The following is a 24,980-nucleotide window of genomic DNA, read 5'->3' as shown; positions in this document are numbered from 1 at the left end:
AGCCACTGGTGCTGCGCCCGCCGCGTGGCTACATGCCGGGCCATGGCGCAGCCGCTCAAGATCGTTTCCTGGAACATCAATTCCGTCCGTTTCCGCATCGAGATCGTCGAACGGTTCCTGCGCGAAGTCTGTCCGGACATATTATGTCTGCAGGAAACCAAGGTGATCGACGGCGATTTCCCCGCGGCACCGTTCCGCGCATTGGGATACGACCAGATCCTGCTCCACGGTCAAAAGATGCATCACGGCGTCGCGATCCTGTCACGCATTCCGCTGGTCGAGGACGACCGGTACGACTGGCAGGCGAATATGGAGGCGCGGCATGTCGGCGTGCGGCTGCCGAACGGCGTTCGGCTGGACAATGTCTATGTGCCCGCGGGCGGTGACATTCCGGACCGCGACGCCAATCCGAAATTCGGCCAGAAACTGGATTTCATAGATCGGATGACCGATTGGTCGACGAACCTGACCACGCCTACGATCATCACCGGCGACTTCAACATCGCCCCGCTCGAATCCGACGTGTGGAGCCACAAGCAATTGCTCAATACGGTCAGCCATACCGCGATCGAGATCGAGGCCCTCAACCGCTTCAAACAGTCGAACGACTGGGTCGATCTGGGGCGGCATTTTCACCCCGCCCCGGCACGACTGCATACATGGTGGAGTTATCGCTCGCCGGATTATACTGCGAACGATCGGGGCCGCAGGCTGGATCATATGTGGGCGACCGCGGATGTCGCCGCACAGGCGGTGTCGCACACGGTTTTCGAAGATTGCCGGTCTTGGCTGAAACCATCGGACCACATTCCGATCATGACCGAGTTCGCATTTTGAACGACGCGCACCGCGCCGCACTGGCGATCGACGCATTGCGTCGCGGCTGGCCGATCGCCATTGCAGGGGCGGGGGGAACCGTCGCGTTGCTGCCGATCGAGACGGCCGATCCCGTGCGCCTAGCCGCGTTCGACCCGGACGGGACCGCGCCCGTATTGCTCTCTGCCGGCCGCGCCTTCACGCTGAAGCTTGCCAATCAGATCGAGGCGGCGGTCCCCGATGCGCCGGTGCTGGTGGAACGCGTCACCTGGCTCGACTTCGCCACCGCGACGGCCTTGGCCGATCCGCAATTCGACCTTCGGACGCCGTTAAAGGGCCCGTTTCGCGCTATAACCCTATCGCAGCAGGATGTCGGCACGGCTGCGCTACGCTTGGCGCGGATCGGGGGATTGCTGCCCGCATTCTTCGCGATCCCCGGCGGAACGGCCGACCTGACCCTCGACATCGACGACATTGACTCGCACGAGGATGCGGCGCGGCTGTCGATCGCCACCCGCGCGCGCCTGCCGATCGGACGGGCGGAGGATGCAGAGATCGTCGCGTTCCGTACGCCGGAAATGCCGGGAGAGCATATCGCACTGCTGATCGGCACGCCCAATGGCGAGCCGGCTTTGGTCCGGCTGCACAGCGAATGCCTGACGGGCGATATGCTCGGCAGTCTGAAATGCGACTGCGGTCCGCAACTTGATGCCGCCATTGCGGCGATCGCGGAAAGCGGTTGGGGCATCCTATTGTATCTGCGGCAGGAAGGCCGGGGAATCGGCCTGATCAACAAGCTGCGCGCTTACGCCCTGCAGGATCAGGGGTTCGATACGGTCGATGCCAATACAAGACTGGGGTTTGCGGTGGATTCACGCAACTTCCGTGTCGCCGCTCGCATGCTCGAACTGCTCGGGCAGCGTGCCGTCCGGTTGCTGACCAACAATCCGGAAAAGGTCGCGCAGCTTGAGGGCGCCGGGATCTCGGTGGTCGAGCGCGTTCCGCATGTCCTGCCCGCCAATCCGCATAACGAGAAGTATCTCGCCACGAAACGCGACCGGACCGGGCATCAATTCTAGGCAACGAGCAAGGCGATCTCGTCGAAGCTCCCGGCAATATCCTGCACTCCGATCGCTTGCAGTCGATCCGCATGATCGGGCGCACAATGGCTGCCGCCGACGAAACCGATGACATGCCCGCCAGACGCGACTGCACCCGTCGCGCCGACCGGTGAATCCTCGATGATCGCGCAGTGGGCGATATCCACGCCGAGCGCACGGGCCGCGAAGAGATAAAGGTCGGGCGCCGGCTTGCCGCGCGTAACATGTTCGCGGCCGGAGAAGATCATCGCGCCGAACCGGTCGCGCAGCCCGATATGATCCAGATGCCGTTCGATCCACGCGACCGAGCTCGACGATGCGATGGCGACCGGTAAATCGCTTGGCAACCCGCGCACGAATGCCACCGCGCCCGCCACCGCATCGATCCCCGACGCCATGACGCGCTCGTCCTCGGCCTTGCGCGCGCTGTGGAAATCGTCCGGCAGGGTGCGGCCGATCCAAGCCTCGACCGCGCCGATAAAATCGGCACCCGCCAGGCCCATGAACTTCGCCATCGACTGCTCGGTCGTGGTCGGATGCCCGATACTGGTCAGATAGGCCGCGATCTGGCGGTTCCCGACCAATTCGCTTTCGATCAGGACGCCGTCAAAATCGAAGATCAGCGCGGAAAATTTCATGAGCGCGCTCCGAACAAGGCCGATCCGACGCGCACATGCGTCGCGCCGATCATGACGGCCGTTTCGAAATCGCTCGACATCCCCATGCTGAGCCCCGCTAGCCCGGACTCCCGCGCCAGCTTTGCCAGCAACGCGAAATATGGCGCAGCTTCGGTGTCTGCTGGCGGGATCGCCATCAATCCGGCAACAGGCAGGCCGGCATCGTTCGCGGCAGCCAGCAAAGCGGGCAGATCGCCGATCGCGCAGCCGCCTTTCTGGTCCTCCTCGCCAATATTCACCTGGATGAAGCACGCTGGGCGTTTGCCGGTCTTGTCCATCGCCTTGCCGAGTGCCGCGACCAGCGACGGCCGGTCGACAGAATGGATTGCATCGAAAAGAGTGACCGCATCCTCGGCCTTGTTCGACTGCAACTGACCAATCAGATGCAGCACCGTATCTGGATAGTCGGCGCGCAATGCTGGCCATTTGGCCTCAGCCTCCTGAACCCGGTTTTCGCCGAAATCGCGCTGGCCCGCCGCCAGCAGCGGAAGAATGGCATCTGGCTGCTGCGTCTTCGATACGGCGATCAAGGTCACGTATTCGGGCTTGCGGGTGGCCAGCACCGCCGCGTGCGCGATCGACTGGCGGACGGTTTTGAGTTCGGTTGCGGGATCGTGTGCGGGCATCGGCGTGCTATAGGCAGCGTCGTGCCACGCCGCCACCCCAGCAAGCTGCCGCGCCTGTGGCTGATGACCGACGAGCGAATGGGCGACGGACTGTGGCAGGCGCTCGAACAATTGCCGCTGGGGTCTGGAGTCGTCTTCCGCCATTATGCGACGTCTCCGGCCGAGCGACGTGTGCTGTTCGCCCGAGTGGAGCGGGTAGCACGATCGCGCAGGCTGGTGCTGGTCCGGGCTGGTCTTGTACGTCTCGGCCGGGAGCAGGGCGTGCATGGCCGTTATAGGCGGCAGGGCGTAACGGGGTCCGGACAAATCCGCACGTGGCCCGCACATGATCGGATCGAAGCGCTCGCCGGGGTCCGGGCGGGTGCCGACCTGTTATTTGCCTCGCCGATCTTCGCCACCCGATCGCATCCGGGTTCGCGCGGGTCCGGTGCGATTCGCGCCGCCTTTCGTATCCGTGGAGTACCGGTGCCGGTCATCGCTCTGGGCGGGATGAACGAAGCACGGTTCAGGCGGGTGCGACCGTTAGGCTTCTACGGATGGGCCGCGATCGATGCGTGGCTTGGCGACGAGTCCAAGCCTGTCCGCCGCCGCCCTAAATGCATGCCGTGACGCGAGACATAATGTTGTCCCCACCAACCGTTCGTCCTGAGCATGTCAGAGGTCGAGGCAGCAGGACAGGCGCTTCGACAGGCTCAGCACGAACGGGGCGGGAAGCATGCTGGAATCCAGACGATTCGCGTGAAGTGATTGATGGGCTGTCGTATTTTTGAACGGATCGGACGAACACATCGTCACCCCAGGCGCACTCGGAAAAACCGGGGCATGGGACATGTCGCAGAAGGAGGCTCCAGCGTTTCCGTTCGCGTCACTATGGCCGCCGCAACTGCTCCGACGTGGCGGCATGAAACCCACGGTCTGTGCAACGTGGAAACTACCGGGACCTGAGTCTCAGAAGCGGAACGCGGTTCCAATATAGACGGCCTGGCTATCGACGCGGTTGTCGTCCTTCAGGCGTTCCAGCCGGTCACGCTCGCTCTTGTACCGAACGCCAGCCGTAACGGCGAGGTTACGTGTCAGCGAATAGGAGCCGCCGACGTCCAGTGCATAGGCCGGGGCCTCCTCGACCAGCTTCGGTGTACCGGCCAGCGGACGATCCGCGATTGCCTTTACCTGACCGCTGAACCGCTTGCCGGTATAGCTGAGGCCGACATCCATACGCTCGCGGCTGCCCGGCAGGCCCGCCATATCCACGCGCGCCACGTCGCTGGACAAGGCGAATCGCTTCCAGCCCACTGCAACGCCCAAGTTGTAGGCGATTGGCGCGAGCGTGACCTGTGGTGCCGCAACGCTGGCCGCCGCGGAGTTACGTTCGGCGTTCAGCACGCTGCGAGTCGAGCGGGCGCGGACCGCCACCGTGACCGCGCGACTGCCGGCGCGACGCGAGTCGGACGGAGTGAAGCTGAAGCCCGCCGTGTCCAGACCGCCCCGCGCAAATACTGCCGCCAGACGCGGATCGGCCGACGCGGGCGTGAAAGAACCAGCGCTGCGAGCGAGACTCACGCGCTTTTCCGCGCGATTGCCATTATCCGGCGCGCCGATCGCCGGTGCAACGGCGATGCCGGCGGCGACCAGCACCCCCATGGCAATCCCGGCAATCGTGCGACCTGCGACCACGAACACATCCCTCAGATACGGCGTTATCCACGCTATATTCCCGAACTGTGTCTAACACGTTTCGATCCGCCGTCGCCACCATCGGAGTCGCTTTATGTCGGAGTGTTGCAATCCGCCCACAGGGTAGCGACGAATGCAGCGTAACCCTGCCGCCTTGCGACAAGCGCGAGACCATCTATAGATGCGCATCCTAATGTGTTTTTACCCAGGAACCCGCCGATGATCCGCCTTCCGGCTCCGTCTCTCTCGTCAAGGGCGCCCGCCCGGACGATCGCCTTGTTGGCCGCCTTCGCGCTTCCGCTGGCCCTCGGTGCGTGCGGCGGCGGCAAGGATCGCCCGAAGACCGATCTCGCCGCGTCCAAGGTCACGACGATCGGCGTGAACGCGTATCTGTGGCGCGCCAGCCTGGACACGTTGAGCTTCATGCCTCTGGTGCAGACGGATTCGAACGGCGGCGTCATCGTCACCGACTGGTACATCAACCCGGCTGTTGCGACCGAGCGCGTCAAGGTGACGGTGACGATCCTCGATCAGGATCTCCGCGCCGACGGCCTTCGTGTCGCCGCCCTGCGCCAGGTGAACCAGAACGGCCAGTGGGTCGCAGCCCCGGTGAAGGCCGCGACCGTTCAGAAATTGGAGGATGCGATCCTGACGCGTGCGCGAGACCTGCGCCGCGCAGCCGTCGCTGGATAGAAAGACAGACATATGGCGTCGCGCTTCAATGCCTTGAAGGCGGACGCAGGCTGGCAGAAGGTTTGGGACGAGCGTTCCACCTTCGCGGCACGCGACGATTCGCCCAAGCCCCGTTCCTATGTGCTCGAGATGTTTCCCTATCCTTCGGGACGGATTCATATGGGCCATGTGCGCAACTATACGATGGGCGACGTGCTGGCCCGCTATCGCCGTATGATCGGGCATGAGGTGTTGCACCCGATGGGGTGGGATGCGTTCGGCATGCCGGCCGAGAATGCCGCAATGGAAAAGGGCGTGCATCCCGGCGCCTGGACCCGCGCAAACATCGCGACGATGAAGGCGCAGTTGAAACGGCTCGGCTTCGCGCTCGACTGGACGCGCGAGCTGGCGACGTGCGAGCCCGATTATTACGGACAGGAACAGGCGTTGTTCCTGGACCTGTTCAAGGCGGGCCTCGTCTATCGCAAGGAATCGGCGGTCAATTGGGATCCGGTCGACATGACCGTCCTGGCCAACGAACAGGTGATCGATGGGCGCGGCTGGCGCTCCGGCGCGCTGGTCGAACGGCGCAAGCTGTCGCAATGGTTCCTGAAGATCACCGATTTCGCCGACGAGTTGCTCGATGGCCTTGGCGACCTTGAGGACTGGCCAGACAAGGTCAAGCTGATGCAGGAGAACTGGATCGGCCGTAGCCGCGGGCTGACCTTCTCCTTTACCCTGTCCGACGGTGGCAAGGTCGAAGTCTTCACCACCCGCCCGGATACGATCTTCGGGTCGAGCTTCGTCGCCGTTGCCGCCGATCATCCGATCGCGCGCAAGATCGCCGAGACCAATCCGGACGCCGCGGCGTTCATCGAGCTGTGCAAGCGTGGCGGCACCACCGCGGCGGAACTGGAAACGCAGGAAAAGCTGGGTTTTGACACCGGACTGCGCGCCGCGCATCCGTTCTACGCAAGCTGGGGCCTGCCGGTCTACATCGCGAACTTCGTCCTGATGGAATATGGCACCGGCGCCGTTTTCGGCGTGCCGGCGCACGACCAGCGCGATCTGGATTTCGCGCGCAAATACGATCTGCCGGTCAAGCGGGTGGTGTCGGACGGCGAGATCGAGGATCCGGTCTTCGTCGGCAACGAAGCCTATACTGGTCCGGGCAGGCTGGTGAATTCGCACTTCCTCGACGGCATGGATATCGAGGATGCCAAGCGCACCGTGATCCAGCGCGCGGAAGGCGAGGGCTGGGGCAAGGGCTCGACCGTGTTCCGGCTGCGCGACTGGGGCGTCAGCCGCCAGCGTTACTGGGGCACGCCGATTCCGATCATCCATTGCGACGCGTGCGGGGCCGTGCCCGTGCCGCGCGAGCAATTGCCCGTCGTCCTGCCGGAAGACGTGACGTTCGACGTCCCCGGCAACCCGCTGGATCGCCATACCGGCTGGAACACGGTCGATTGCCCGTCCTGCGGCAAGCCCGCCCGCCGCGAGACGGATACGCTCGACACCTTCGTCGATTCATCCTGGTATTTCATACGCTTCGCCAGCCAACCGGATGATCGGCCGTTCGATCGTTCGGTTGCCGAGAAGTGGTTGCCGGTCGGCCAGTATATCGGTGGCGTGGAACATGCGATCCTGCACCTGCTATATGCTCGATTCTGGACGCGCGCGCTCAAGCATATCGGCCAGCTTGACGTGGCCGAACCGTTCGCCGGGTTGTTCACGCAAGGGATGGTCACCCACGAAACCTACAGCCGTACCGTGGAACAGTTGGGCACCGACGGCACGGATGTGATCGTCAAGCCGCTATGGCTCGGCCCCGATGACATCGAACGGCGCGACGGTGGTGTATTCGACCGCGCGACCGGCGACGCCGTGACAGTCGGCCGCGTCGAAAAGATGTCCAAGTCGAAGAAGAACACGATCGATCCCGAACCGATCGTCGACCAATATGGCGCGGACGCAGTGCGGTGGTTCATGCTGTCCGATTCTCCACCAGAACGCGACCTGCCATGGAGCGAATCTGGAATCGACGGGTCGTGGCGCTTCATCCAGCGGCTCTGGCGGCTGTTCGACGGCGAAGCCGAGGTGGGCGCACCGGGGGAGGGGCGCAACGTCGCGCTCGATCGCAAGCTGCACCAGACGATCGCCGGCATCGCTACGGATATCGAAGCGCTGTCGTTCAACAAGGCGGTCGCGAAACTGTACGAACTTACCGGCATGATCGAAAAGGCGGCACCGTCTGCGTCCCGAAGCGAAGCGATCTCGACGTTGATGCGGCTCGTCGCGCCGATGGCGCCGCATCTGGCGGAAGAGGCCTGGTCCGTGGCCGGCCAATCCGGCCTGATCGCCGATGCGCCCTGGCCAGAGGTCGATGCAACCTTGCTCGTCGAGGATGAGGTGACGATCGCCTTGCAGGTCAACGGCAAGCTGCGCGACACCGTGAAGATCGCGAAAGGCATGGCGAAGGACGCGATGGAGGCGCTCGCGCTGGACAATGCCAACGTCCAGCGCATCCTCGACGGCGCGACACCGAAAAAGATCGTTGTCGTGCCCGATCGTCTGGTAAACCTCGTCATATGAAGCGTCTTGTCAGTCTCGCCCTGATCGCCCTCCTGTCCGGGTGCGGCTTGCAGCCTCTGTATAGTGGCGGCAGTTCGGGTGCGGTCGCGACGTCATTGACCCAGATCGAGGTCGCCCCGATCGAAGGAAAATCCGGTTGGTTGATGACGAACGCATTGAATGATCGTCTGTCGGCCGGGCAAACGACGCCGCTGTACCGGCTGGAGGTCAAGCTTTAAGGACACGATCAGCGGCCTGGGCGTCCGGGGCGATAACAGCGTGGCACGCGAGCGGCGGACGCTGCGCGCGCGGTATCAGTTGGTCGATCTTGCCAATGGCAGCGTGCTGCTCGACGCGACGGCCGGGTCCGACGCCGGGGTCGATGTCGTCGGTTCCGAATATGCAACGATTGCGGCAGAAAACAGCGCGCTGGAACGGCTGTCGGGCATCGTCGCGGACCAGATCGTCTCGCGACTAGCTCTCCGCACCCGTCGAACGGCCCGATGATCCCGCGGTGAAGGCGAACGCCAACCAGATTCGTGCCGCGATCGACGCGGCCAGCCCCGATATCCGCCTTTTCCTGCTGCACGGCCCCGACGAAGCCGGTGCCCAGGATCTCGCCGTGCGGCTGGCCCGCAAGATGGGACCGGAGGCAGAACGCGTCGATCTTGAACCCTCTACGCTGAAATCGAACCCCGGGCGGCTGGCGGATGAAGCTGCATCCATGTCGCTGTTCGGCGGCGCGCGGCATATCAGGATCGCCGGCGCAGGGGAGGAATGCCTTGAGGCATTCTCTCTGTTGCTCGACACAGAACGCGCGGGAAATCCGGTGGTCGCAATCTCGCCGAATCTGAAAGGTACCGCCAAGGTCGTAAAGCTCGCACAGGGATCACCGCGCGCGATGGCCTTTGCATGCTACGTTCCGGAAGGCGCAGAGGCTGACAAGATCGTCTCTACGATCGCCCGCGAGTTGGGCATGCGCACGACGGGCGACACCGCCACCAGGATTGCAGCGGCCAGCGGCGGCGATCGCGCCGTGATGACCCGCGAACTCGAGAAGCTGGCGCTGTATCTGGATGCGGCATCGGATCGCCCGCGGGAAATCGATGATGCCGCGCTGGACGCGGTCGGCGCCGATCTCGGTGACACCGAGATCAGTCGCGTGATCGATGCGGCGATCGACGGTCGCCCGGATACGATCGGAGCGGAACTTGCCCGACTGGAGGAAGCAGGTGTTTCCCCAATCCCCGTACTGCGACAGCTTGCACGTCGGCTGATGAATCTTGCCGAGTTGCGAGCCCAGGTCGATGCGGGATCCGGGGTTGCACAGGTTACCGAAAGCGTCTTTTTTCGTGAAAAGGCCATCACCGCCCGTGCCTTGCGGCACTGGAGGAGTGACAAGCTAGCCGACGCGATCGATCGTATTCGTCAGGCCGAGCGGGCGATGATGGGGGCCGCAACGGCGGGGTCAGTGCTGGCGCAGGCGGCTATCGTCGCAATTGGTCGAATGGCCGCACGGCAGCGCTGACCTCTCGCGGTCTGGCTAGATCAACTCGCCGCTAAGCCTTTGACATACCATATCTAATTGATCGAGCGTGGCATAGCTAAGCGTAAGCGTACCGCCCTTTGCAGAATGCGCGATGCGAACCGAAAGCCCAAGCAAATCGCCTAGCTGGTTTTCCAGCGCCGCAAGATCGGCGTCGCGCCCACCGTCGCCCCCGGACCGAGCCCGCGGATCAGGCTTGGCTGCCCGCGCCAGGCGTTCGGTCTCACGAACCGACAACCCCTTAGCGATGACCTGATCGACCAGTTTCTCGACGTCCGGGGCACCGATCAGCGCGCGTGCGTGGCCCATCGTCAGCTCGCCGTCGACGACGCGCTCCTGAACCGGCCGGGGAAGGTCGAGCAGACGAAGGAGATTCGCGATATGGCTGCGGGATTTATGGACCAGCTTACCGAGCATTTCCTGCGTATGGCCGAAATCGCCGATCAGTTTCTGATAAGCCTCCGCTTCTTCGATCGCATTCAGGTCCTGCCGCTGAATATTCTCGACTAACGCCACTTCGAGCGTTTCCGCATCGTCGAAGTCGCGAACGATTACGGGGACTTCGTGCAGCCGTGCCCTCTGAGCCGCTCGCCAGCGCCGCTCGCCTGCGACGATCTGATAGCCCTTGCCGTGCGGCCGAACTACGATCGGCTGGATCAGTCCGCGCGCGGCAATTGAGGTCGCTAGTTCCTCGAGCGCTGCTTCGTCGAAATGACGCCTTGGCTGGCCGGGATGCGGGCTAAGTGAGCCGACGGGCAAGGTCCGCAGCCCAGGCGATGACGTTTCGGCACCGCCCACGGGTTCCTCGCGCGCCATGTCGCCTAGCAGCGCATTCAGTCCGCGGCCCAGGCCGGATCGTGGCTTCGGACGCGATGCGTCTGTTGCAAAAGGATCGGTCATGCTGCCTTCGCTGTTGGCGGACTGGATTTCGGTAGTCGGACGATAAGCTCACGCGCAAGTGCGATATATGCCTCCGATCCGGAGCAACGGTGATCGTAGATTAACGCCGGTAAGCCGTGGCTCGGCGCCTCCGACAATCGAACGTTCCTTGGAATAACGGTATCGAACACGACGCGTCCAAGTACAGCCCTGACGTCAGCCGATACCTGATCGGTCAGCCGGTTCCGGCGATCGTACATCGTCAACGCGACTCCCAGGATCGACAAACCCGGATTGAACCGTTCCCGTATGCGTTCGACCGTACCAAGGAGTTGGCTCAATCCCTCGAGCGCGAAGAACTCGCATTGTAACGGGACCAGCAGCGAATTCGCAGCAACCATCGCATTGAGCGTGAGCAGCCCAAGCGAAGGGGGACAGTCAATCAACGCCACGTCCCAATGATCGTCACACCGCGCCAGTGCACGGTTAAGGCGGTGCGTGCGCTCCTGATATTCGACGAGTTCGATCTCTGCACCGGACAAATCCGCAGTTGCAGGAATGATGTCGAGCTTGGGAACGCAAGTCGGGACGGCTGCTTCCGTCACCGGCATTTCTCCGAGTAGCACATCGTAGATCGATTTTTCGCGTTCCGATCGACCGATACCCAGGCCGGTCGATGCATTGCCCTGCGGATCCATGTCGATCACCAGAACTCGCATCCCTGTAGCCGCAAGCGCGGTCCCGAGATTGATCGCGGTCGTCGTTTTCCCGACGCCACCTTTCTGATTTGCGATCGCTATAACATTCATCGACGCGCAATCCCGCTGGCTATGACGATAAAAGACGTGGGATCAGTGACACTCTGTTCCACGTGAAACATACCATGCCACGATCGATTCGCCTGTGCCACCTCTTCGTGAGAATTGCGGCCCTTCGGCAAGATCCACACGGTGTCACGATTAGCCAAATGATGCGTCGAGGTAAGTAGTGCATCAATTTGCGATACCGCTCGCGCGGATATCACACCTGCCGACATACGTACCCTCTCTGCCTTGGTCCATTCAACGGTAGTATTCCGAAGCTGCAACATATCGATAGCGGACTGCAGAAACTCGACCCGGCGTTTCCGCGGTTCGACCAGAACCACCTCATTCTCGGTGATGGCACCCACCACTAAGCCTGGGAACCCTGCGCCGGTTCCGATGTCTGCCCAAGCGCCGAAATTGCTCGAAGCGAGTGGAAGCAGCTGCGCCGAGTCAACTATATGCCGGGACCAAATTAAAGGAATAGTCGCTGCCGATATGAGATTCTGGCGTTCAGACTCCTGTTCGACCATCCCGGCGAAAATCGCCAGGCGATCGACGGCGCAGGCCCCATACCTATCCGCTATCCAGGCCTTTGCTTCGTCCTCATTCATACGAACGCACGCTTGGCATGCAACATGATTGCCGTAAGCGCGGCCGGAGTGATGCCCCGGATCCTGCCGGCCGCTCCTAACGTAGCTGGCGCAGCCGTCGATAATCGCTCGACCATCTCGTTAGAAAGCCCCGCGATCGCGGTGTAATCCAATTCCGTTGGAAGGATGACCGCATCGTTCGCGCGGAGCCGAGTCACCTCCTCAACTTGACGTTCAACATACGGCGCATACCGCGCGTCCTCTATTGCCTCGGCGATCAACTCGTCCGGGTACCTTCCGACCAGCTCTGGCGCGACTTCGCTGATCGACATATTCTGAGTTCGCAGCCATTCCGCCCCAGTCCGGACCTCGGATCCATTCGCATGTCCAATGTCCTTCCCGCGCCGCGGAACACTTAAGCAATCCGCGATGTCCGCTAGCGCAATACGTCGCGCCGCGAAACGACGACGCCGTTCCTCTCCAACGCAGCCTGCGTCCTCGGCGATCGCGCCCAACCGAGTTTCGGCATTGTCAGCGCGAAGTCGTAGCCGAAACTCGGCGCGGGCGGTCAACATACGATACGGCTCCGTCACTCCTTGCAGGACGAGATCGTCGATCATGACCCCCATATAACTGGACGCCCGGTCGAGAACGACGGGCTTTGCGCCAGTAGCATATGCCGCGGCGTTAAGCCCCGCGATCAATCCTTGCGCGGCTGCCTCTTCATATCCCGTCGTACCATTGATCTGCCCCGCGCAAAACACGCCCGGTATCGCTCGTATCTCCAACGTCGGCTCCAGAGCACGAGGGTCGATATGGTCATATTCCACTGCATATCCTGGCGTCGCAACGACTGCATCTCCGAGCCCCGCGATCGACCGAATCATAGCCTCCTGAACATCCACGGGGAGCGAAGTAGAGATACCATTTGGGTAGATCAGATGATCGTCCAGTCCTTCCGGCTCAAGGAATATCTGATGCCCGTCGCGATCTCCAAAGCGGTGGATCTTGTCCTCGATCGACGGACAATAACGCGGCCCGACGCCGGCAATATCGCCACCGAACAACGGAGAGCGGTGGAGCGATTTCCGGATGACGTCATGCGTCCGCTCGTTGGTTCGCGTGATCGCACAGAAAACCTGTGGAAGCGTCCGACCGTTAGATGTCGGAGACATCGTCCAACCGTCCTCATCAGTTGGCTGCTGCTCGAGTGAAGCCCAGTCGATCGTCCGACCGTCCAACCGGGGAGGGGTCCCGGTCTTCAACCGCGCCATAGGCAACCTCGCATCGTAAAGTTGCCGAGCTAGCGCCGTCGCCGCCGCCTCACCTACCCGGCCGCCAGTCAAACGCTCCTCGCCACGAAACATCTTCGCGCCGAGAAATGTCCCGGTGGCCAAGACCACCGACGCAGCTTTCAGAACCTCGCCGTCCGCGAGATATAAACCATTCAATCGCGACTGCGCAAAGGACAGGGCAAGCGCTTCGCCCTCTACTACATACAGGTTGCGCTCGCTCGAGATCATGAGCTGAATCGCCTCGGCATAATGCTTGCGATCGGCTTGCACCCGTGGGCCTTGGACCGCGCTGCCTTTACTGCGATTCAGCAAACGGTAGTGAATACCCGCCGCGTCTGTTGCCTTCGCCATCAACCCGTCGAAAGCGTCGACCTCCCGGACGAGATGTCCTTTTCCCAATCCACCAATAGCCGGATTGCACGACATGAAACCAATCTTGGCGGCATCAAACGTCAGTAATGCCGTTTTTGCACCGCGCCGGGCGGACGCTGCTGCCGCTTCCACTCCGGCATGGCCGCCGCCGATAACGATCACATCGAATTTCGTCATCCGCTGGCGCTATTCATTTTAGTTCGGAGTGTCAAAATCGTTCCACGTGGAACATCATTTACCGATACAGAACTTTCCAAAAAGCGCGTCCAGCATCGCCTCGGTATCGCTAGACCCCGTGATCCGATCCAGACTGCTTAAACCCATCCTGATTCCTTCGGCAACGATTAGAAGATCGGACGACACAACGGAAGTTTCTATAGCCTGGTTGGCTTCGCCAAGAAGCCGGCGTTGCCGATTATTGACTGCGATCTCGTCGGTGCTAGGAAGCAAGGACGAAACTTCTCGCTCCAGAAGTCGCCAAAGCTCGGATAACCCCTCATCCGAATGTGCAGACACCGCTAACACGCAGTCTTTCGGCTTCTCTCCCCGGCCTAGCTCATCCGCACGGGCGTGGAGCCAAATGGCACCATATGGTGGCGGATCATCACCCAGCCATAAAACAATATCGGCAGTCTCGATCGCGCGGCGTGCCCGTTCGATCCCGATCGCCTCAATCGGATCGTTCGTATCGGGGGCCAGTCCGGCCGTGTCGGTTAACCGATAGGCAATCCCATTGCGGCTGACCTGGACTTCGATGCGGTCGCGCGTAGTCCCCGCAATCGAAGAGACGATTGCGGCATCGCGGCCGGCCATCGCATTCAGAAGCGTCGATTTGCCACTATTCGGCGGGCCAGCAAGAACGACGGACACGCCGTCACGCAAACGTTCGACGGGCGGCTGCGCCAACACGATACGCACATCGTTTGAAATCGCCGCGATATCCAACTTGATCACCTCGACTGCGAGAGCCCCGACATCATCCTCGTCAGAGAAATCCAACTCGGCCTCGATCTGCGCCGACACGGACAAAAGGCGCTTCGACCAATCCTCGATCCGTCGCCGTATCCCGCCATCCGCCGCCAAAATAGCGGCACGTCGCTGCCCCTCGGTTTCAGCGGAAAGCAGGTCACCCAAACCCTCCGCCTCGGTCAAATCAATCCGGCCGGCGGCCAGTGCCCGGCGGGTAAACTCCCCAGGCTCCGCGCGACGCAGGCCCGGTTGCGCCGAAAGGACCCGCTCTACCGCAGCCACGACCGCGCGACCGCCGTGTAGATGCAACTCGACAAGATCCTCACCCGTTGCGGTGGCCGGGCCGTCGAAAACCAGCACCAATGCAGAGTCGAGCAAACTTCCGTCTGCAGGATCCCGCAGTCGACGGAGTGAGGCGAGCCGCGCCCGCGGCAACGTACCAGCCAAGCTGATAGCACTGCGCTTCGCTGCCGGCCCGCTGATCCGTAAAACCGCAATGGCAGCAGGAGGAGCGCCGCTGGATACCGCGAAGATCGTATCGGCAATCACGGCGATCAGGTCAGCTGCCGCTCTTGCCGGCGCTGTCGAACATCTTGCGCCAGAAGTTCATCCCGGCGTCGCTCATCGGCGCCCAGTTCTTCATCATGCCTTCCAGAAGATCGGGGGCGATCACGCCGTCCATCGCGTCGGTCAGCGACGCGATATATTTGTCGTGTACTGGCGTCAGATCGGGAAGACCCATCATGCGCCGCGCTTCCTCGGGCGAACATTCGACTTCGACGTTGAACTTCATGATCGCTTCTCCGCTTGAGCCACAACGCAGCGGCGCATAGGCTTTCGCCATGTATGCGCGCGACTTCATCGAAATCGCAACGGCCATCGCAGAAGGGATCATAACTTGACCACACTCACAATTCCGACGCTGGATCACTCGCAGCACTTCGGCGGCTATGTCGCGGAGCCGGGATCGACACCCCAAGCCGCGATCGTCGTCATCCAGGAAATCTTCGGCGTCAACACCGGCATCAGGCGGAAGTGCGACTCGCTGGCGGCGGCAGGATATCTGGCGATCGCGCCCGATCTGTTCTGGCGGATCGAACCATCCATCGAGTTGGATCCAGATGTTCCCGAAGAGATGAAGAAGGGTCTGAACTTGATGGGGAAGTTCGACCAGGATCAGGGCATCCGGGATATCGAAGCAACGATCCGATTCGCGCGCGAGCGGATCGGCGGCGGGAAGGTCGGGGCTGTTGGATATTGCCTGGGCGGAAGACTGGCATTCATGACCGCAGCGCGGACGGATGTAGACGCAAGCGTCGGCTATTACGGGGTCGGCATCGACGGATTGCTTGGCGAGAAGCATGCGATCGCCAATCCGATCCTGTTGCACGTGCCGGTCGAGGACCATTTCGTCGATAAGGACAGCCAGAAGCGAATGCATGAGGGGCTGGACGATCATCCCAAGGTCACGCTGTACGATTATCCGGGTGAGGACCACGGTTTCGCGACCGAAATCGGTGTGCGCCGATCCGAGTCTGCGGCCCGGTTAGCCGACGAAAGAACGGCGGCATTCTTCGCCGAACATCTCGCCTGAGTCGTAACCCCTCTGCTCTAGGTACGGTCTGTCACGATGCCGATGCAAACCATCGGCACGATGACGCCCTTCCCAAGGGCTTAACATGCTAAAAAAGGGGGCCGGCAGCCCCCTTTTTGTTTCGCCCTGAAGACAGGATTCAGCCGGTCAGCGTCCCGACGAATGGCTGGACATCGTGCCAGCCCTCCAGGATCATCTTGCCGGCGACGTACAGGATGATGACCAGCCCGACCCACGCGATCCAACGATAACGCTCGATATATTTCGCGATGACGTTGGCGGCGAGGCCCATCAGAGCGACCGAGAGGATCAGGCCGATCACCATGATCCCCGGATGCTCCCGCGCGGCGCCGGCAACCGCCAGGACGTTGTCAAGGCTCATCGAGACATCGGCGACCGCTACGGCCCAGGCGGCGGAGATGAAACTCTTGGCGGGACGGATCCCGCTGGTCTCGTCGCCGTCGATCTCGGGCGATCCACCCGGTGCACCCTTGGGACGCAGTTCGCGGTACATCTTCCACGCGACCCAGAGCAGCAGCAATCCGCCGCCCAGCACCAGCCCGTAATGCTTGAAACTTTCCAGGCCGTAGAGCACCGCCACCGCGAACACGATCCGCAGGACCAGAGCGGCAAGGATACCGATCGCGATGACTTTCTTGCGCTGGTCGGCAGGCAGACCGGCCGCGAGCGCACCGACGATGATCGCATTGTCTCCGGCAAGGGCCACGTCGAGCAGCACCACCGTCGCGAATGCAGTCAATGCGGACGCCGTACCGATATTGGCGAAGTCGCTGACGATGTGGTTCCACAGCCAGCTGAGCGACATGGGCTCGACCGCGGGCAAAGCGGCGGCGGAGAGGAAGGCGACAAGGCTCAAAGGATGGACTCCGCGAAATAGGTGATCGTCGGCATCGGATCGTAAAATCCATGCAGCAGATCGCGCCAATTTTTATAACGATCCGAGGCGCGAAAGCCATCGCGATGTGCCGCGATATCGGCCCAGGTGACGGTCAGGAGATAGAGATCGGGCTGCTCCGCCGCCGGCCGGACATCGATCCACAGGAAACCGGGCGACGCGGCGATCAGCGGTCGTGCCTGACGCATGGCGGCTTCGAACGCTTCGGATTGTCCCGCGCGGATGTGGAGCAGTGCGTGTTCCAGGATCATTGCGGGTCCTTTGGCGAGGGGGCGGGGGCCAAACGAAAGGGGACGAGCAAAGCCCGTCCCTGCACGTCGGTCGGGCTTTGCCCGCCGGCCAAACCGGCGCGAGTTCCGGATTAGCAACGCTAATCCGGGCCGCGCTCGGTTACTGATTCATGCTTTCGAAGAAATCCTCGTTGGTCTTCGAATCCTTCATCTTGTCGAGCAGGAATTCCATCGCATCGATCGTGCCCATCTGCATGAGGATACGGCGCAGCACCCACATCTTCGACAGCTTGACCTTGTCGACCAGCAGTTCGTCCTTGCGCGTGCCGGACTTGCCCACGTCGAGCGCCGGGAAGACGCGCTTGTCGGCGACCTTGCGATCCAGCACGATTTCCGAGTTACCCGTGCCCTTGAATTCCTCGAAAATCACTTCGTCCATGCGGCTGCCGGTATCGATCAATGCGGTCGCGATGATCGACAGCGATCCGCCTTCCTCGATATTGCGGGCGGCGCCGAAGAAGCGCTTCGGACGCTGCAGCGCGTTGGCGTCGACACCACCGGTCAGCACCTTGCCCGACGACGGGACGACGGTGTTGTAGGCGCGGCCGAGACGCGTGATCGAGTCGAGCAGGATCACCACATCCTTCTTGTGCTCGACCAAGCGCTTGGCTTTTTCGATAACCATTTCAGCAACTTGCACGTGACGCTGCGCCGGCTCGTCGAACGTCGAGGACACCACCTCGCCCTTCACGCTGCGCTGCATGTCGGTGACTTCTTCCGGACGCTCGTCGATCAGCAAGACGATCAGGAACACCTCGGGATGATTTTCCGAAATCGCGCGCGCGATATTCTGCAACATCACGGTCTTGCCGACGCGGGGCGGGGCGACGATCAACGTACGCTGGCCCTTGCCCTGCGGGCTGACGATGTCGATCACCCGCGCGCTCTTGTCCTTCTGCGTCGGATCGAGCGTGTCGAGCGTCAGCTTCTGTTCGGGATAGAGCGGGGTGAGATTGTCGAAATTGACGCGGTGACGGACGACATCGGGATCGTCGAAATTGACCGCGGTCAGCTTCACCAGCGCGAAATAGCGTTCGCCGTCCTTGGGACCGCGGATCTCGCCCTCGACCGTGTCGCCGGTACGCAATCCGAACTTCCGCACCTGATTGGGCGAGATATAGATATCGTCAGGCCCGGCCAGATAGTTGGCCTCTGGCGAGCGGAGAAAGCCGAAGCCGTCGGGCAGCACCTCGATGGTGCCTAGCCCCATGATCTGCTCGCCCTCTTCAGCCTGCACCTTGAGGATCGCGAACATCAGGTCCTGCTTGCGCAGCGTGGAGGCGCCCTCGACCCCGAGTTCCTCGGCCATGCTGACCAGTTCGGCCGGCTTTTTGTTCTTAAGGTCTTTGAGATGCATGGGCTGCGTCCGGCTATTCTGGAGATTTGGGCATCGGAATGTGCGCGAAGGACTCGGCGAACGATGCGGGGAGAAGGATGCCGGGACGCGAGAACCGCACTACCGACATTGATGCGACCTAAGAGGGGGTCGCTCGCAAGTCAACGGGCGTTGTTGGTTTAGAGTTGCCCCCCTCCCTGGAAAGGAAGAGAGATCAGAAGGGTTTCACTACAACCAGAATGACGATGAACGTCAGCAGCACCGCCGGCACCTCGTTCAGCATGCGCAACTGCTTGCCGGTCAGCGTAGGTTTGCCCGCCGCCAGCTTCTTCGCATAGCCGACCGCCCAGCCGTGATACCCGCTGAGCGCCAGCACAAGCAGCAATTTGCCGTGCAGCCACGCCTCGCTCCAATGCTGTCCGGTCGTCGCTAGCGTCAGGCCGAGCAGCCACACCACGATCATCGCCGGGGTCAGGATGATCTTGCGGATCTTGCCTTCGCGCGACGTCCATTCGGCGGCCTCGTCGGCGCGCCCGGCGGCCAGCGCCTCCTGATGATAGATCAGATAGCGCGGCAGCATGAACAGCCCCGCCATCCAGAAGATGACGAAGATGATATGGCCCGCGAGATACCAGCTATACGCCAAGGCCAACCTTTCCATCACTATCGCCGTACCCGTGCCAACAGCGCCTCCACATGCGCGATCGGGGTGTCCGGCAGGATGCCGTGGCCGAGGTTGAAGATATGCGGGCGATCCACGAACGCCGCAAGCACCCGATCGACCGCATCGTCCAGCGCGGCGCCACCCGCGATCAACGCGAGCGGATCGAGGTTGCCCTGTACCGGCATGCCCTTCGGCACGTTGCGGTCGGCCCATACGGGATCCACCGTCTCGTCAAGTCCCAGCGCATCGACTCCCGTTTCGCGAGCATAAGCGGGCAGCTTGCCGCCGGCACCCTTCGGAAAACCGATGATCGGCGTGTCGGGGTGGCGCACCTTCAATCCGGCGACGATCGCCGCATTGGGCGCGATCACCCAGCGTTCGAACTGCGCCGGGCTGAGCGATCCCGCCCAGCTGTCGAACAATTGTACCGCTTCGACCCCCGCCTCGATCTGCGCGGAGAGATAGTCGACCGTCATCGCGGCGATCGCATCGATGATCTCGGCAAAGGCGACCGGATCGCCATAAGCGGCGCGGCGCGTCTCGCCCTGATCCTTGCTGCCCTGTCCCGAGACCATATAGGTCGCCACGGTCCAGGGGCTGCCCGCAAAGCCCAGAAACGTCGTTTCCGGGGGCAGGGCAGCCGCGACACGCGAAACGGTCGCGTAGACCGGCTCCAGGCGCTCTGGCGAGGGCTGCAAATTCGCCAGCGCGCTGTCAACCAGAGCCGGCGCCAGACGCGGGCCTTCGCCGACGCCGAATGTCAGATCCTGGCCGAGCGCCCACGGCACCATCAGGATATCGGAAAACAGGATCGCGCCGTCGAACCCGAAGCGCCGGATCGGCTGCAACGTCACCTCGGCCGCGGCCTCCGGATCGGTCGCGAGCGCGAGGAAGCCGCCTTTTTCGGCCCGAAGCGCACGATATTCGGGAAGATAGCGACCGGCCTGGCGCATCAGCCAGACGGGGGGGGACGGCCTTGCGATCACCCTTCAGTACGGAGAGCAACGTCTTTGAGTCAGTGGTGATCGACACGCTGGACGGGCCCTTACTTCAATTAAGATTAGAATCTTGAAAGGTGGTAGCGGTTGTTGGCGCGTTGAAGCCGGGGCTTATGCGTTCGTCCCGTAAATGCCAACAGCTTGACCCGCGCTGCACCGCCATTCCCTCGCGATTCCCGAAAGTCGTCCACGTTTTCCACAGCCTGTGGATAAAACCGGGGCCTCTGGACAGGATTGTGGATAGATCGCGGCTTATCCCCGGCTTGGCGAGCGGTTCCGCTTGGCGTATCGATTCTGCCGATGTTGTCCACAGACCTGTCCTGACCGTGCGGTTGCACCTCCATTTGCTGTCGGATTCGACCGGGGAAACGCTCGAGAACATCGCCAAGGCCGCGCTCGCGCAATATGACGATGTCGAGACGATCCGCCATTTCTGGCCGATGGTGCGGACTGAGGCGCATTTGGAACGCATCCTGCAGGAGATCGCGCAGAATCCCGGCCTGGTGATCTTCACCCTGGTCAACAGTTCGGCGCGCGCGACGCTAGAGGCGCGGTGCCGCAAGCTGGGCCTCGCAGCGGTTGCGCCGCTCGATGCGGTCAACGATGCGCTGTCGGGCATGCTCGGGCAACAGGCCAAGGCGCGACCGGGGCGGCAGCACGTTCTGGACGAGGCCTATTTCGACCGCGTCGATGCGATCCAGTTCACGATGGCGCATGACGACGGCATCGGCTGGGAGAATTGGGAAGAGGCGGATATCGTGCTGGCCGGCGTCTCGCGATCGTCCAAGACGCCGACCTCGATCTATCTGGCCAATCGCGGGTTCAAGACGGCGAACATCCCGATCGTGGTCGAATCGCCGCCGCCCGCTCTGTTGTATCGGCTGAAGAACCCGCTGGTCGTCGGTCTGACGACGAGTTCGGAACGGCTGATCCAGGTGCGGCGCAACCGGTTGCTGTCGCTCAACCAGGCACCGGAAACCGCGTATGTCGATCATGACGCCGTCACGCGTGAAGTGGCGTTCGCGCGCCGCCTTTTCGCGGATAATGGCTGGCCGGTGATCGACGTCACGCGGCGTTCGATCGAGGAAACGGCGGCGGCGATCATCGCTCTGTGTCAGGAACGCCGGGGCGAGACGGCGAACGGCGCGGCGGACGACGAATGAGCCTGAAACTGATCCTGGCGTCGCAGAGTGCGTCGCGGCGCGCGATGCTCGACGCCGCGGGCGTTCCGTTTGCGGCGATGTCGGCGGGCGTGGACGAGGATGCGGCGAAAGCGGGATTGCAGGGGCTGGGCGCGCGCGACCTGGCCGATGCCCTGGCCGAACTGAAGGCGCTGCGCGTCTCGGGGCGGGAGCCGCATGCCTTGGTGCTGGGCAGCGATTCGGTCGTTGCGCTGGAGGACGGCACGTTGCTCGACAAGCCCGAGACGCGCGAACAGGCCGCCGATCATCTGCGGCTGATGTCGGGCAAGCGCCACGATCTGGTCAGTGCGGCAGTGATCGCGGAAGGGGGCAGACCGGTCTGGCGGGTCGTCGATCGTGCGAAGATGTTCGTGCGGCCATTGTCGGACGCGTTCATCGAAACCTATCTGGACGTGGAATGGCCGGCGATCTCGGGCTGTGTCGGCTGTTACCGGATCGAGGGGCCGGGCGCGCAATTGTTCACCCGGATCGAGGGCAGCCAGTTCACCGTACTCGGCCTGCCGTTGCTGCAAGTATTCGATTATCTGAGGGTGCGGGGATTATTGGCGTCATGACGAAAATCTACGCGGAAGTGATCGGCAACCCGATCGCGCAGGCAAAATCGCCGCTTATCCACAAATTCTGGCTGGATGCGCTGGGGATCGATGCGGACTATCGCGCGACGCACGTAACGGCGGAGGAGCTTCCGGCGTTCTTCGAGGCGCGCAAGGCCGATCCCGACTGGCGGGGGTGCAACATCACCATTCCGCACAAGCTCGCCGCGCTGGATCATGTCGCCGATCCGGGCGGGGTGCGGGATTCGATCGGCGCGATCAACACCGTGTTCCGGCAGGGCGACGGCGCGGTGATCGGCACCAACACCGATGCGGGCGGATTCTATACGCCGATCGCCGAACTGGATCTGGCGGGCAAGCCGGTGGTTGTTATCGGTGCGGGCGGCGCGGCGCGCGCGGTGTTGTTCGCTCTGTCGCGGATCGGCGTCGGGCCGGTGACGATCCTGAACCGCAACGTGCTGAAAGGCGCGGCCTTGCTCTCGTCGTTCGGGCTGAAGGGCAAGGCGCTGCCGCTGACTTCCGCGGTGCCGGCGGCGGCGTTGCTGGTGAATACGACCGCGCTCGGCATGACCGGGCAACCGCCGCTGGAGATCGACCTGTCGCCCTTGCCGGACGACGCGGTGGTGTACGACGTCGTCTATGCGCCGATCGAAACCGATCTGCTTGCCCAGGCGCGGGATCGCGATCTGGAGACGATCGACGGGCTGGAAATGCTCGTCGGACAGGCTGCGGTGGCGTTCGAACTGTTCTTCGGCGCCGAACCGCCGCGCGACCGGGACGAGGACCTGCGCGACCTGCTGACGGCATGATCGTGTTTTCCCTGTGATCGTGCTGGGGCTCACCGGGTCGATCGGCATGGGCAAGTCCACTGTGGCGAAGATGTTCTCGGATCGTGGCGTGCCCGTGTTCGATGCTGATGCGGCGGTGCACCGTTTGCAGGGCAAAGACGGGCGCCTCGTCGCCGCGATCGAGGCGATGTTCCCAGGCACGACCGGCCCCGACGGCGTCGATCGCCAGCGGCTGGGCGAGCGGGTGCTGAACGATACGCCTGCGCTCAGGCGACTGGAGGCCCTCGTCCATCCGGCGGTGGGTGAAGATCGCGCGGCATTCCTTGCGGATCATAGCGACGCGCCGATGGTCGTCTTCGACATCCCACTGCTGTTCGAAACGGGCGGCGAATCGCGCGTCGACAAGGTCGCGGTGGTCAGCGCGCCGGCCGACATCCAGCGCGAACGCGTGCTGGCGCGGCCGGGCATGCCCGTCGATCGCTTCGAATCGATCCTCGCGCGGCAGACACCCGATGCGGAAAAGCGCGCGCGTGCCGATTTCGTCATCGCGACCGGCGGTTCGCTGGAGGAAACGCGCCGCGCGGTGGATGCGGTGATCGCTTGCGTGAGCCGCGGATAAGGCCGATATTCCGGTTATGCGTGAGATCGTTTTCGATACCGAGACTACCGGCTTCAGCTTCAAGGACGGCGACCGGATGGTCGAGATCGGCTGTGTCGAGCTGATCAACAAAGTCGAGACGGGGCGGACGTTCCACGCCTATTTCCACCCCGAACGCACGATGCCGGCCGAGGCGCAGCGGATCCACGGCCTGTCCGACGTCTTCCTGTCCGACAAGCCGTTGTTCCACGCGCAGGTGGAGGCATTGCTTGAGTTCCTGGGCGACGCGCCGCTGGTCGCGCACAACGCCTCGTTCGATTTCGGATTCCTCAACGGCGAGCTGACGCGGTGCGGCCGGGGCGCGATCGACTTGGCGCGGATGGTGGACACGATCGTGCTGGCGCGCGCGCGTCATCCCGGTGCCAAGCATAGCCTGGACGCGCTGTGCAGCCGTTATGGCATCGACCGCAGCCACCGCATCGTCCACGGCGCCTTGCTCGACGCGCAATTGCTCAGCCAGGTCTATGTCGAACTGTCCGGCGGGCGGCAGATCGGGCTTGGGCTGGTAACCGAGATCATCGAGGTTCAGCAGAGCTTCCAGCCCGATGCCGCACCGGTTCAGGCCCGGCCCGCCCGCGTCTTTTCGGCATCGGAGGCGGAACTTGCGCGGCACGCGGCCTTTATCGCCAAACTCACCAATCCGATCTGGGGCACGGTTCAAGGGGGGAACGAGGCGTCCGGTTGACGTCGTTGCACGGGGCGCCCAACTTGGATGGCCCCAATAAGGAGAATGCTATGGAAATCCGGGTATCGGGCCATCAGGTCGCCACGGGCGACGCACTGAAAACCCATGTCGATGATCGGCTCCAGGGCATCGCCGCCAAATATTTCGCGCGCGCAATTTCCGCACAGGTCACGTTCGGCAAGGGGCCGCACGACAATGGCTTCACCTGCGATATCGTCGCCCATGTCATGCACGGCCTGGTGCTGAAGGGCAGCAATACCGGGCGCGACGCGCATGTCGCCTTCGATGGCGCGGCGACCAATATCGAAAAGCAGCTGCGTCGCTACATGCGCCGCCTGAAGGATCGCAATGCCGGCGCAGTGAGCGAAGCGGCGGAGGCATCGGCCTTCGACAATGCCGGCTACACGCTGTTCCAGGCTGCGCCCGAGGATGCCGAGGTCGAGGACCATCCGCTGATCATCGCCGAAACGCGCGTCGACGTTCCCGAATCCAGCGTGTCGGATGCAGTGATGATGCTCGATCTGCGCAACACGACCGCCCTGCTGTTCAAGAATAGCGGGTCGGGCGCGTACAACATGGTCTATCGCCGCGGCGACGGGACGATCGGATGGGTCGAGCCGCAGCGCGCGGGCTGACACCAACACGCTATGCTCCGGACCCGTTCGGCGCTACAGGCGCCACCGGGTTCGGGGCTGGATTTGC

26 protein-coding genes and 2 pseudogenes are annotated in these 24,980 nt (G+C 62.7%); 14 read left to right on the top strand and 14 right to left on the bottom strand.

Annotation, left to right across the window (positions count from 1 at the left end):
* Positions 1–42 precede the first annotated feature (42 nt).
* Positions 43–837 (top strand): exodeoxyribonuclease III, encoded by a 795-nt coding sequence (locus H5J25_RS17905; protein ID WP_202093412.1) that lies wholly within the window; start codon positions 43–45, stop codon positions 835–837.
* Positions 834–1,895, top strand: coding sequence for a GTP cyclohydrolase II (gene ribA / locus H5J25_RS17900; protein ID WP_202093410.1), 1,062 nt, complete (start codon positions 834–836; stop codon positions 1,893–1,895). Before H5J25_RS17905 ends, ribA begins: the two co-directional genes overlap by 4 nt.
* Here ribA and H5J25_RS17895 read toward each other — a convergent pair.
* Positions 1,892–2,554, bottom strand: a complete 663-nt coding sequence (locus H5J25_RS17895) for an HAD family hydrolase (protein ID WP_202093408.1) — start codon at positions 2,552–2,554, stop codon at positions 1,892–1,894. The genes ribA and H5J25_RS17895 overlap by 4 nt on opposite strands.
* Positions 2,551–3,219, bottom strand: coding sequence for a YggS family pyridoxal phosphate-dependent enzyme (locus tag H5J25_RS17890; RefSeq protein WP_202093406.1), 669 nt, complete (start codon positions 3,217–3,219; stop codon positions 2,551–2,553). Before H5J25_RS17890 ends, H5J25_RS17895 begins: the two co-directional genes overlap by 4 nt.
* A gap of 21 nt (positions 3,220–3,240) precedes the next feature.
* Between H5J25_RS17890 and H5J25_RS17885 the strand changes: the two genes are divergently transcribed.
* On the top strand, positions 3,241–3,828 hold the full coding sequence (locus tag H5J25_RS17885; protein ID WP_225883216.1) for a thiamine phosphate synthase: 588 nt from the start codon (positions 3,241–3,243) through the stop codon (positions 3,826–3,828).
* Positions 3,829–4,167: 339 nt separating this feature from the next.
* Here the strand turns inward: H5J25_RS17885 and H5J25_RS17880 are convergent, their stop codons facing one another.
* The gene (locus H5J25_RS17880; protein ID WP_318781337.1) at positions 4,168–4,893 is read right to left on the bottom strand and encodes a hypothetical protein; all 726 of its coding nucleotides are present in this window, start codon (positions 4,891–4,893) and stop codon (positions 4,168–4,170) included.
* A 219-nt stretch (positions 4,894–5,112) separates the two neighbouring features.
* Between H5J25_RS17880 and H5J25_RS17875 the strand changes: the two genes are divergently transcribed.
* From H5J25_RS17875 to holA, 4 genes and pseudogenes are all read left to right on the top strand, one after another.
* Positions 5,113–5,586 carry a DUF3576 domain-containing protein gene (locus H5J25_RS17875; protein WP_225883215.1) on the top strand — a complete coding sequence of 158 codons (474 nt, stop codon included), beginning with the start codon at positions 5,113–5,115 and terminating at the stop codon, positions 5,584–5,586.
* Between the two features lie 12 nt (positions 5,587–5,598).
* Positions 5,599–8,157, top strand: coding sequence for a leucine--tRNA ligase (gene leuS, locus H5J25_RS17870; RefSeq protein ID WP_202093399.1), 2,559 nt, complete (start codon positions 5,599–5,601; stop codon positions 8,155–8,157).
* Positions 8,154–8,643: pseudogene (lptE, locus tag H5J25_RS17865) on the top strand (LPS assembly lipoprotein LptE). Before leuS ends, lptE begins: the two are co-directional and overlap by 4 nt.
* A gap of 7 nt (positions 8,644–8,650) precedes the next feature.
* Positions 8,651–9,664 (top strand): DNA polymerase III subunit delta, encoded by a 1,014-nt coding sequence (holA, locus tag H5J25_RS17860; RefSeq protein ID WP_202093397.1) that lies wholly within the window; start codon positions 8,651–8,653, stop codon positions 9,662–9,664.
* A 15-nt stretch (positions 9,665–9,679) separates the two neighbouring features.
* On the opposite strand, the gene H5J25_RS17855 is transcribed toward holA, so the two are convergent.
* From H5J25_RS17855 to H5J25_RS17830, 6 genes are read right to left on the bottom strand one after another with little or no spacing between them, the layout of a single operon-like run.
* Positions 9,680–10,582, bottom strand: coding sequence for a ParB/RepB/Spo0J family partition protein (locus tag H5J25_RS17855; RefSeq protein ID WP_202093395.1), 903 nt, complete (start codon positions 10,580–10,582; stop codon positions 9,680–9,682).
* Positions 10,579–11,370, bottom strand: a complete 792-nt coding sequence (locus H5J25_RS17850) for a ParA family protein (RefSeq protein ID WP_202093393.1) — start codon at positions 11,368–11,370, stop codon at positions 10,579–10,581. The genes H5J25_RS17855 and H5J25_RS17850 overlap by 4 nt, the downstream gene beginning before the upstream one ends.
* A complete protein-coding gene (gene rsmG, locus H5J25_RS17845) occupies positions 11,367–11,978 on the bottom strand; it encodes a 16S rRNA (guanine(527)-N(7))-methyltransferase RsmG (protein ID WP_202093391.1) in 612 nt (203 codons plus the stop codon). The genes H5J25_RS17850 and rsmG overlap by 4 nt, the downstream gene beginning before the upstream one ends.
* On the bottom strand, positions 11,975–13,801 hold the full coding sequence (gene mnmG, locus H5J25_RS17840) for a tRNA uridine-5-carboxymethylaminomethyl(34) synthesis enzyme MnmG (protein ID WP_202093383.1): 1,827 nt from the start codon (positions 13,799–13,801) through the stop codon (positions 11,975–11,977). Before mnmG ends, rsmG begins: the two co-directional genes overlap by 4 nt.
* Before the next feature lie 54 nt (positions 13,802–13,855).
* Positions 13,856–15,139 carry a tRNA uridine-5-carboxymethylaminomethyl(34) synthesis GTPase MnmE gene (gene mnmE, locus H5J25_RS17835; RefSeq protein WP_202096471.1) on the bottom strand — a complete coding sequence of 428 codons (1,284 nt, stop codon included), beginning with the start codon at positions 15,137–15,139 and terminating at the stop codon, positions 13,856–13,858.
* A 13-nt stretch (positions 15,140–15,152) separates the two neighbouring features.
* Positions 15,153–15,386: a DUF6489 family protein gene (locus tag H5J25_RS17830; RefSeq protein ID WP_202096470.1), complete on the bottom strand. Its 234-nt coding sequence runs from the start codon at positions 15,384–15,386 to the stop codon at positions 15,153–15,155.
* A gap of 105 nt (positions 15,387–15,491) precedes the next feature.
* Here H5J25_RS17830 and H5J25_RS17825 point away from each other — a divergent pair, with 105 nt between their 5' ends.
* Positions 15,492–16,187 carry a dienelactone hydrolase family protein gene (locus H5J25_RS17825; RefSeq protein ID WP_202093380.1) on the top strand — a complete coding sequence of 232 codons (696 nt, stop codon included), beginning with the start codon at positions 15,492–15,494 and terminating at the stop codon, positions 16,185–16,187.
* 139 nt (positions 16,188–16,326) lie between these two features.
* Here the strand turns inward: H5J25_RS17825 and H5J25_RS17820 are convergent, their stop codons facing one another.
* The 5 genes and pseudogenes from H5J25_RS17820 to hemE all read right to left on the bottom strand — a co-directional run bounded on the left by H5J25_RS17820 (position 16,327) and on the right by hemE (position 20,425).
* On the bottom strand, positions 16,327–17,013 hold the full coding sequence (locus H5J25_RS17820; protein ID WP_202096469.1) for a YjbE family putative metal transport protein: 687 nt from the start codon (positions 17,011–17,013) through the stop codon (positions 16,327–16,329).
* 47 nt (positions 17,014–17,060) lie between these two features.
* The gene (locus H5J25_RS17815) at positions 17,061–17,354 is read right to left on the bottom strand and encodes an antibiotic biosynthesis monooxygenase family protein (protein WP_202093378.1); all 294 of its coding nucleotides are present in this window, start codon (positions 17,352–17,354) and stop codon (positions 17,061–17,063) included.
* A gap of 139 nt (positions 17,355–17,493) precedes the next feature.
* Positions 17,494–18,750 carry a transcription termination factor Rho gene (rho, locus tag H5J25_RS17810; RefSeq protein WP_202093376.1) on the bottom strand — a complete coding sequence of 419 codons (1,257 nt, stop codon included), beginning with the start codon at positions 18,748–18,750 and terminating at the stop codon, positions 17,494–17,496.
* Positions 18,751–18,943: 193 nt separating this feature from the next.
* Entirely contained in the window at positions 18,944–19,390 is a 447-nt protein-coding gene (locus tag H5J25_RS17805) for a CopD family protein (RefSeq protein ID WP_202093374.1), read from the bottom strand.
* 2 nt (positions 19,391–19,392) lie between these two features.
* Positions 19,393–20,425 (bottom strand): annotated as a pseudogene (gene hemE, locus H5J25_RS17800) (uroporphyrinogen decarboxylase).
* Positions 20,426–20,717: 292 nt separating this feature from the next.
* On the opposite strand from hemE, the gene H5J25_RS17795 reads away from it, so the two are divergent.
* From H5J25_RS17795 to hpf, 6 genes are read left to right on the top strand one after another with little or no spacing between them, the layout of a single operon-like run.
* Positions 20,718–21,554, top strand: coding sequence for a pyruvate, water dikinase regulatory protein (locus H5J25_RS17795; protein ID WP_202093373.1), 837 nt, complete (start codon positions 20,718–20,720; stop codon positions 21,552–21,554).
* A gap of 44 nt (positions 21,555–21,598) precedes the next feature.
* Positions 21,599–22,147 (top strand): Maf family protein, encoded by a 549-nt coding sequence (locus H5J25_RS17790; protein WP_404829625.1) that lies wholly within the window; start codon positions 21,599–21,601, stop codon positions 22,145–22,147.
* Positions 22,144–22,956 (top strand): shikimate dehydrogenase family protein, encoded by an 813-nt coding sequence (locus tag H5J25_RS17785; protein ID WP_202093369.1) that lies wholly within the window; start codon positions 22,144–22,146, stop codon positions 22,954–22,956. Before H5J25_RS17790 ends, H5J25_RS17785 begins: the two co-directional genes overlap by 4 nt.
* A gap of 13 nt (positions 22,957–22,969) precedes the next feature.
* A complete protein-coding gene (coaE, locus tag H5J25_RS17780; protein WP_202093367.1) occupies positions 22,970–23,554 on the top strand; it encodes a dephospho-CoA kinase in 585 nt (194 codons plus the stop codon).
* Positions 23,555–23,570: 16 nt separating this feature from the next.
* Entirely contained in the window at positions 23,571–24,278 is a 708-nt protein-coding gene (gene dnaQ / locus H5J25_RS17775) for a DNA polymerase III subunit epsilon (RefSeq protein ID WP_202093365.1), read from the top strand.
* 50 nt (positions 24,279–24,328) lie between these two features.
* A complete protein-coding gene (gene hpf / locus H5J25_RS17770) occupies positions 24,329–24,913 on the top strand; it encodes a ribosome hibernation-promoting factor, HPF/YfiA family (RefSeq protein WP_202093363.1) in 585 nt (194 codons plus the stop codon).
* The last annotated feature ends 67 nt before the right edge of the window (positions 24,914–24,980 follow it).

The organism is Sphingomonas aliaeris (assembly GCF_016743815.1).
Taxonomy (GTDB): domain Bacteria; phylum Pseudomonadota; class Alphaproteobacteria; order Sphingomonadales; family Sphingomonadaceae; genus Sphingomonas; species Sphingomonas aliaeris.
This window is presented reverse-complemented; position numbering and strand designations above follow the sequence as displayed.